Annotated in this window: 6 protein-coding genes and 1 pseudogene; 1 reads left to right on the forward strand and 6 read right to left on the reverse strand. The window is 66.4% G+C overall.

What is annotated here, in order from left to right; translation table 11 throughout:
* Window positions 1-3: 3 nt before the first annotated feature.
* The 3 genes from mreD to EKL94_RS13525 all read right to left on the reverse strand — a co-directional run bounded on the left by mreD (window position 4) and on the right by EKL94_RS13525 (window position 2,823).
* Window positions 4-489 (reverse strand): rod shape-determining protein MreD, encoded by a 486-nt coding sequence (gene mreD, locus EKL94_RS13515; RefSeq protein ID WP_021204559.1) that lies wholly within the window; start codon window positions 487-489, stop codon window positions 4-6.
* Window positions 486-1,655: a rod shape-determining protein MreC gene (gene mreC / locus EKL94_RS13520; RefSeq protein ID WP_126929472.1), complete on the reverse strand. Its 1,170-nt coding sequence runs from the start codon at window positions 1,653-1,655 to the stop codon at window positions 486-488. Before mreC ends, mreD begins: the two co-directional genes overlap by 4 nt.
* A 121-nt stretch (window positions 1,656-1,776) precedes the next feature.
* Window positions 1,777-2,823 carry a rod shape-determining protein gene (locus tag EKL94_RS13525; protein WP_005419402.1) on the reverse strand — a complete coding sequence of 349 codons (1,047 nt, stop codon included), beginning with the start codon at window positions 2,821-2,823 and terminating at the stop codon, window positions 1,777-1,779.
* Window positions 2,824-3,106: 283 nt separating this feature from the next.
* On the opposite strand from EKL94_RS13525, the gene EKL94_RS13530 reads away from it, so the two are divergent.
* Window positions 3,107-4,045 carry a carbohydrate kinase family protein gene (locus EKL94_RS13530; protein WP_126929473.1) on the forward strand — a complete coding sequence of 313 codons (939 nt, stop codon included), beginning with the start codon at window positions 3,107-3,109 and terminating at the stop codon, window positions 4,043-4,045.
* Window positions 4,046-4,224: 179 nt separating this feature from the next.
* On the opposite strand, the gene EKL94_RS13535 is transcribed toward EKL94_RS13530, so the two are convergent.
* The 3 genes and pseudogenes from EKL94_RS13535 to EKL94_RS13545 all read right to left on the reverse strand — a co-directional run.
* Window positions 4,225-4,848, reverse strand: coding sequence for an HAD family hydrolase (locus tag EKL94_RS13535; RefSeq protein WP_126929475.1), 624 nt, complete (start codon window positions 4,846-4,848; stop codon window positions 4,225-4,227).
* Window positions 4,848-5,579, reverse strand: coding sequence for a hypothetical protein (locus EKL94_RS13540; RefSeq protein WP_126929474.1), 732 nt, complete (start codon window positions 5,577-5,579; stop codon window positions 4,848-4,850). Before EKL94_RS13540 ends, EKL94_RS13535 begins: the two co-directional genes overlap by 1 nt.
* 127 nt (window positions 5,580-5,706) lie before the next feature.
* A pseudogene (locus tag EKL94_RS13545) lies at window positions 5,707-7,512 on the reverse strand (M1 family metallopeptidase); the annotation flags it as partial.
* Between the last annotated feature and the right edge of the window lie 179 nt (window positions 7,513-7,691).

Genomic DNA, 7,691 nt, shown 5'->3' on the forward strand with positions numbered 1-7,691 from the left:
GGCTCAGCGCCCGCGCTTACCGAAGCGCACCGCATCCAGCAGCACGAACACCAGCGGCCACAGGCCCATGCCCAGCAGCGGTGCCCACCAGTACGACCACGGCAGGGTGGGTTCACCCACCAGGATGTGCACCAGCGCGCTGACGATGCGGTCGTTGAACAGCAGGCCGCCGATGGCCAGCATCTGCTGTGACATCGGGAAGAAGCGGATGCGCGCACGGAAGCGCTGCAGGATGAAGGCCAGCATCACCAGCCGCAGTGCCTGTTCGCCGAGCACGCCGCCGTACAGCAGGTCGGCGATGACGCCACTGGCGAAGGCGATGCCCAGGCCGACCCGCTCAGGCGCTTCGATCACCCAATAGGCCAGCACCAGCGCCAGCCAGTACGGACGCAGCGGCTGCAGCAGCGCCGGCAGCGGCAGCAGGCCCAGCAGCAGCGCCACCACCAGGCTGGCCGGCAGCACCCACGGGTTGTCGCGCAGGCGGCTCATCGCCGGGCCTCCGGCGTGGTCGGTTGCCGGCCAGCGGCCGGCACTACCGTGGGGCTGGCCGGAGTAGAGCCCCCTTGTTGTTCAAGGGGGCGCGCCGAAGGCGCGGGGTCAAGGGAGGATGCGGGGGCAGCATTCCTCGTCGCAGACGGGGATTGCTGCCGGCCAGCGGCCGGCACTACCGTCGCCGACCCGGCATCGGGTGGAGAGCCCCCCTCTTGTTGAGGGGGGCGCGCTGAAGGCGCGGGGGTAAGGTGGAATGCCCCCCCGGCAGCCTGGTTTGCCGAAGGCAAACTTGGCTGAAGCAATTCGCTGGCCGCAGGCAAGCGAATTGCTGCGCCCGGGCGCAGCAGCAGCACGTCACGACCGCGGTCGAGCTGGGCCGCCGGCTTTAGTTCGCCGACCAGGAAGGCATGGGTATCGTCTGGACGCAGGCCGGTGATGCTGCCGACCGGGAAGCCGGCCGGGAAGCGACCACCGAGGCCGGAGGTGACGATCTCATCGCCCACTTCCACGCCGGCGCTGAGCGGGATGTCGCGCAGTTCCAGCTTGTCGCCGCGGCCGTAGACGATCAGGCGCACGCCGTTGCGGGCCACAGTCACCGGCACGGCATGGTCGGGGTCGGTCAGCAGCAGCACGGTGGAGGTGCCGCCGGTGACGCTGATCACCTGGCCCATCAGGCCGCCGGCATCGATCACCGCCTGGCCGACGTGCACGCCTTCGCGGCTGCCGGCGTCGAGCACCAGGCGCTGCTTCACCGGGTCCAGGTCGATGTCCAGGATCGGCGCCAGCTGCACGTCCAGGCCACTGCGCTCGGCCACGTTCAGCAGTTCGCGCAGCTGGGCGTTGTCCAGCGCGGCGGTCTGCAGGCGGGTCAGGCGCGCGTTGGCCAGCAGCAGCTGGTTGCGCAGTTCACGGTTCTCGTTGACCAGCTGGCCGTGGCTGGCCGCCGAGTCCTTGACCTGGTTGCCGAGCTTGCCCGGCAGGCCCGCCAGTGCCCATACCGGCTGCACCAGACTGTTGGCCTGCCCGCGCAGCTGCGCGAGCCAGCCGGCCTGGTCGTCAAGCACGATCAGGGTGATGGCCAGTGCGAGATAAGCCAGCAGACGCAGCGGGCTGGCGGCATCACCGGATCGGGAAGCAACGGGAGGTCCGGCGTAGGGCGGCACGGCAACGATTCAACTGGCAGAAGGCGGAAGGGAAACACGCGGGCGCCCCGCCGGTGCCGGCCCACCCTCGTGGTGGGCCGCACCCCGGAGGGGCGCTGCGGGCGCAGGCAGCCGGGACGGCTTATTCCGGCGCAAAGAACTCGTTGCCGTGCATGTCGACCAGCTCCAGCGCACGGCCACCGCCGCGGGCCACGCAGGTCAGCGGATCGTCCGCCACCTGCACGTGCAGGCCGGTTTCCTCGGAAATCAGGCGGTCCAGGTCGCGCAGCAGGGCGCCACCACCGGTCAGCACGATGCCGCGCTCGGCGACGTCGGCGCACAGTTCCGGCGGGGTCTGCTCCAGCGCCAGCTTGACCGCGCTGACGATGCCCGACAGCGGCTCGTGCAGGGCTTCAAGCACCTCGTTGGAGCTGATCTTGATCATCTTCGGCACACCCTCGGCGAGGTTGCGGCCGGAGATTTCCATCTCGATCACTTCCGCCTGCGGGTAGGCGCAGCCCAGCTCGACCTTGATGCGCTCGGCGGTGGCTTCACCGATCAGCATGCCGTGGTTGCGGCGCACGTAGTTGGTGATCGACTCGTCGAAGCGGTCGCCACCGATGCGGACCGACGCCGAATAGACGATGCCGTTGAGCGAGATCACCGCCACTTCGGTGGTGCCGCCGCCGATGTCGATGACCATCGAGCCACGCGCTTCGGTAACCGGCATGCCGGCGCCGATCGCGGCGGCCATCGGCTCTTCGATCAGGAACACGTCACGGGCACCGGCTTCCTCGGCCGATTCCTTGATCGCGCGGCGCTCGACCTGGGTCGAACCGGCCGGCACGCAGACCAGCACGCGCGGGCTCGGGCGCAGCACGCGCGACTTGTGCACCTTCTTGATGAAATGCTTGAGCATCGCCTCGGTATAGGTGAAGTCGGCGATGACGCCGTCCTTCATCGGGCGGATGGTGGTGATGTGGCCCGGGGTACGGCCAAGCATCTGCTTGGCTTCGGCGCCTACGGCTGCCACCGAGCGGGTGCCACCGATGGCACGGTCCTGACGCACGGCCACGACCGATGGCTCGTTCAGCACGATCCCCTGCCCGCGCACGTAGATGAGGGTGTTGGCCGTGCCCAGGTCGATGGACAGGTCGTTGGAGAACATGCCACGGAGTTTCTTGAACATCTGAGGAAGGAGTCCTGAGGGGTGTCGTGCCCGCCGCGGGATGGCGAAAAAATGGGCAGAAATCGAGGCCGACAAGCCTAGCAACCCGCCTGCCGCCGAGCAAGGAAAAAACTAGCTGAACCCGCGTCTTCACAGGCTTTCGGCCTGATCGGGTCTCACCCGGTTCTGGCCCTGAGCGGCACCAGCGGGTAACCTTTGCGCCGTCGGGCGCCCAAGGGCGCCGTTTGCTTGCCCGCTGAACCGGGCCGGCCCACCCCAAAATTCACCGCATAGGCTTACATCGATGTCCGCTCTGATCTGTGGTTCTCTTGCCTTCGACACCATCATGGTGTTCCCGGACCAGTTCAAGAATCACATCCTGCCGGACAAGGTGCACATCCTGAACGTGTCCTTCCTGGTCCCACGCATGCGCCGCGAGTTCGGCGGCTGCGCCGGCAACATCGCCTACAACCTGCACCTGCTGGGCGGCCAGCCGATCCCGATGGGCACGGTGGGTTCGGACTTCGGCCCGTACCGCGAGTACTTCGAAGGCCTGGGCATCGACCTGTCGCGCGTGCGCGTGATCGACGAGCTGTTCACCCCGCAGGCGTTCATCACCACCGACCACGACAACAACCAGATCACCGCCTTCCACCCGGGCGCGATGATGCGCTCCTACGAAAACCACGTGCGTGGCGTACCGGGCGTGACCCTGGGCCTGGTCGGCCCGGACGGCCGCGAAGGCATGATCCAGAACGCGCAGGAATTCCACGAGGACGGTATCCCGTTCATCTTCGACCCGGGCCAGGCCATGCCGCTGTTCAACGGCCCGGAACTGCGCGAGTTCATCGAGCAGGCCGATTACGTGGTGGTCAACGATTACGAGTCGAACCTGCTGCAAGAACGCACCGGCTGGGACGAGAAGGAGATCGTCAGCCGGGTCAAGGCCTACATCACCACCCGCGGCCCGAAGGGCGCGGTCATCCACACCCCGGAAAAGAGCTACGACATCCCGCCGGCGCACGAGCGCCGCGTGGTCGACCCGACCGGCTGTGGCGATGCCTTCCGCGCCGGCCTGATCTACGGCATCCAGAAGGGCTACGACTGGCTGACCATCGGCCGCATGGGCAACCTGATGGGCGCGCTGAAGGTCGAGCACCCGGGCACCCAGAACCAGCGCTTCACCTTCGATGAGTTCAACGAGCAGTTCAAGCAGCAGTTCGGTTACGCGCTGGGCGCGTAAGCCGAACTGCCCGCGCATCCCACCTTATCCCCGCGCCTTCGGCGCGCCCCCTTGAACAACAAGGGGGCTTACCACCCGATGCGCTGCTGGGAATGCTGTTGGTAGGTGTCGACCTTGGTCGACACGCTGTGCCCTGGTAGGTGTCGACCTTGGTCGACACTGCCGGCCAGCGGCCGGCACTACCCCTTCTGCTGCCAGGCCGCCAACAGCTCGCGGCAATCGGCGAAATGCCAGTCGGCGCTGCCGGGCCACGGGTTCTCCGGCAGGTTGACCAGCACGGTATGGGCGCCCGCGGCGCGCCCGCACTCCAGATCGTAAGCGTGGTCACCGACCATCACCGCCTCTGCAGCCCCGATTCCCCAGCGATGAAGATGCTGCTGCAGGCCATCCGGCGACGGCTTCGGCACCGCTTCATCGCGGCCGATGATGTCAGCATCGTCGAACAACGCCCCGACACCGATCGCGTCCAGCGTCAGCTTCGCCAACGCATGATCGTTGCGGGTCAGGATGCCCAGCCGGCAACCCGCCGCCGACAGCGCGCGCAGCAGCTTCACCGCACCCGGCGCCGGCAGCGCCTCCTCGGCCAGCGCACGCTCGTGATCCAGCAGCCACTCACGCTTGGCCTGCGCCGGTGCGTCCGGCAGCGCCGCGATATGGTCGAGGATGTCTTCCTCCGCGGCGATCTCCAGCGCGTGGCGGATCGCGGCGAAATCATGCACGGCGACGGTCAGCGTGCCATCCATGTCGAAGACCCAGTGCCGGATCGCGGACAACGCGTGCACTGCGCTGCCCGCCGCAACCATCACTGCCACCACTGCGGCATGCGGCTGGCGTCGACGCCACCGGTTTCGAACACCGCGGTGCGCGTGCCGCCGGCCTTGACCGGGAACTCGATGCTGATCGACTTGCCCTTGCGCGCCAGCTTCCACAGCGCCTTCTGGTCGGTGATGAACAGGGCAATGGCTTCATCGGTCTTCGGGCGCCAGGCCGCCATCGACACCGGCTTGCCGTCGTCCACGGTTACTTTCACCGTGCACTGCGGGCAACGGAAATCGCCGGCCTGCAGCACCAGATACGCATGCCGCTTCCACTCCGGATGATCGCGGAACACCAGCTGCACCGGCTTGGTGCCGCTGCCATCCACGTCCACCCGTTCCTTGCTGTAGATCTGCGCCGAAACCTGGTTGCCCTTGTTGCCCACCGGGATCTGGTTGTACTGCCACAGCGCCTGCATGCGGCGCAGGTCGCGCGCGGCATCGCCCTTGGCCTTGACCTCGTCGAAGCCTGCGGCGATGCGCTCGGCGGCAGCGGTGTCCTTGTACTGGTCCAGCAGCGAGGCGCCATGCAGACGCGCGCGTTCCCAGTCCTGCGCGGCCACGGCCATGTCGTACTGCTTGGCCACGTCTTCGGCCTTGGCTTCCTTCTGCGCCTGCACGGCAGCCGCGGCGGCTTCCTGCGCCTTGCGCTCTTCCTCGGGATTGCTGCAGGCAGCCAAGGCCAGGGTGCAGGCGGTGAGCAGGATCAGTCGTTTCATGGCGGAGGTCCTATGCGAGTGCATCCCGATTCTATCGGCAGCGAAAAGCGGATACACCAACGGCGGGTTTCCCCGCCGTTGGTGGTGAAGCAGTGACCGGCTACCGGCCAGCGGCCAGCACTACCGCTTACTTGGCTTCAGCCTTGGCCAGCATGTCCTGCACCGAGGCGGTGGTGATCGGGTGGTAGCCCGGCTTGGCCTTCTCGAAGGCCGCCTTGGCCAGCTCCAGCCCCTTCGGGGTCTTCACCAGTTCGGCGTAGATCGGCAGGATCAGCTTGCGACGGCCGACACGCTCGATGAACGCAGCGGCGCCTTCATTGGCCTGCTCGTAGCCACTGCGGATCGCCAACGGGTACCAGCGCATGGCGATCTCGCCATTCGGGGTGCCGGTGAAGTGGAAGGCCTTGTCCAGCGTGGCCAGCTTGTCCAGCGGCTGGGTGGCGCCAAGGCCGTCGATGAAGCGCACCCATTCCTGCGTGCTCCAGTCGGCGATGACCTGGCTGCTGGGCACGGTACCGGCGCTGGCGAAGGCGATGCGCGCGGTATCGACGCTGCTGAAGTTGCGCGACTGCGCCTTGGCCGCGAACGCCGGGATGCCCGGCTCGTCCAGCCACGCCTTCAGTTCGGCCTCGGTCACTGCCGACGGATTCTTCGGCAGCAGGTTCTTCTTCAGGTACTCGACGAACTGGTCGGTGTTCGCACTCTGGAAGGCGTGGTCATCGAACCAGCCGCGCAGGAACGGATCGAAGGTCTCGCGGCCGAAGCGCTGTTCCAGGAATTCCAGGAACCACGAACCCTTGACGTAGGCAACCTGGCTGAGGGCTTCATCGGGGTCACGCTCGTTCAGCGGCGGCAGCGCCAGCGCCTGGTCGGCCGGGCTCATGTCCTTCACTTCGGCCAGCAGGTCGGTCTGGTCGATCTGCTTCTCCATCTCGGCCATTTCCTTGCCGTACAGGGCCTCGGTGATGCGGCCCTGGACGTAGGTGGTGAAGCCTTCATTGAGCCAGATGTCCTTCCAGCTGGCGTTGGTCACCAGGTTGCCCGACCAGCTGTGCGCCAGTTCGTGGGCGACCAGCGAAACCAGCGACTTGTCGCCGACGATCACGGTCGGGGTGGCGAAGGTCAGGCGCGGGTTTTCCATGCCGCCGAACGGGAACGACGGCGGCAGCACCAGCATGTCGTAGCGGCCCCAGCGGTATTCGCCGTACAGCTTTTCGGCGGCACCGATCATCTTCTCGGTGTCTTCGAATTCCTTGGCGGCCTTGTTGACCATGGTCGGCTCGGCCCAGACGCCGGAGCGGCCGGAGATCGGCTCGAACACCAGGTCACCGGCGGCGATGGCCAGCAGGTAGGACGGAATCGGCTGCGGCATCTTGAAGGTGTAGTCACCGTCACGCGCGGCCTTCGGATCGTTGTCGGCGCTCATCAGCACCATCACGTCCGGGCGCGAGACCACGTGCGCGCTGTAGGTGAAGCGCACGCTCGGGGTGTCCTGCAGCGGCACCCAGGAACGGGCGTGGATGGCCTGCGACTGGCTGAACATGAAGGGCAGTTTCTTGCCTTCGGTCATCGACGGCGCCAGCCACTGCAGGCCCGAGGCGGTCGGTGCGGTGTGGTAGGTCACTTCCACCTTGGCCGGCTGTTCCGGGGTCTCGATGGTCAGCTTGCTGCCGAACACCTTGTCGACCGGGGCCAGCGCGAACTGCAGCGGGCTGCGCGCGCCATCGGCGGCAACGGCCTCGACCTTGGACACGGTCAGCTCGCGGGTGTCGAGCACCAGCTGCTTGGCGTCCTTCTGCTTCCATTCCAGGGTGTAGGTGGCGGTACCGCCGATCTGCTTCTGGTCGAAGTCCAGCTTCAGGTCCAGCGCGATGTCCTTGATGACGACCTTGTCCGGCTCGGCGTACGAGCTTTCGTCGTGGCTGCGGCTGTCTCTTATACCCCTCTCCGAGCCCACCAGACGGAGTCCTAGTCCGTGTGCCGGCGTTCGTTTGAGGAAAAAAAAAAACACATAATACCGCTCAAAAAGATGTCTATTTATTACATGGACATCACTCACAAATCCGACCATCGCGAGGGGCGGAGATGAGACAAAAAAGATGAAACCTTAAA

Source organism: Stenotrophomonas maltophilia, from assembly GCF_003970865.1.
GTDB classification, from domain to species: domain Bacteria; phylum Pseudomonadota; class Gammaproteobacteria; order Xanthomonadales; family Xanthomonadaceae; genus Stenotrophomonas; species Stenotrophomonas maltophilia_AR.

Coding starts and splice junctions, on each gene's coding strand:
- EKL94_RS13525 (WP_005419402.1), bottom strand. CDS start 2,823: ATGTTCAAGAAACTCCGTGGCATGTTCTCCAACGACCTGTCCATCGAC.
- EKL94_RS13540 (WP_126929474.1), bottom strand. CDS start 5,579: ATGAAACGACTGATCCTGCTCACCGCCTGCACCCTGGCCTTGGCTGCC.
- EKL94_RS13530 (WP_126929473.1), top strand. CDS start 3,107: ATGTCCGCTCTGATCTGTGGTTCTCTTGCCTTCGACACCATCATGGTG.
- mreD (WP_021204559.1), bottom strand. CDS start 489: ATGAGCCGCCTGCGCGACAACCCGTGGGTGCTGCCGGCCAGCCTGGTG.
- EKL94_RS13535 (WP_126929475.1), bottom strand. CDS start 4,848: ATGGTTGCGGCGGGCAGCGCAGTGCACGCGTTGTCCGCGATCCGGCAC.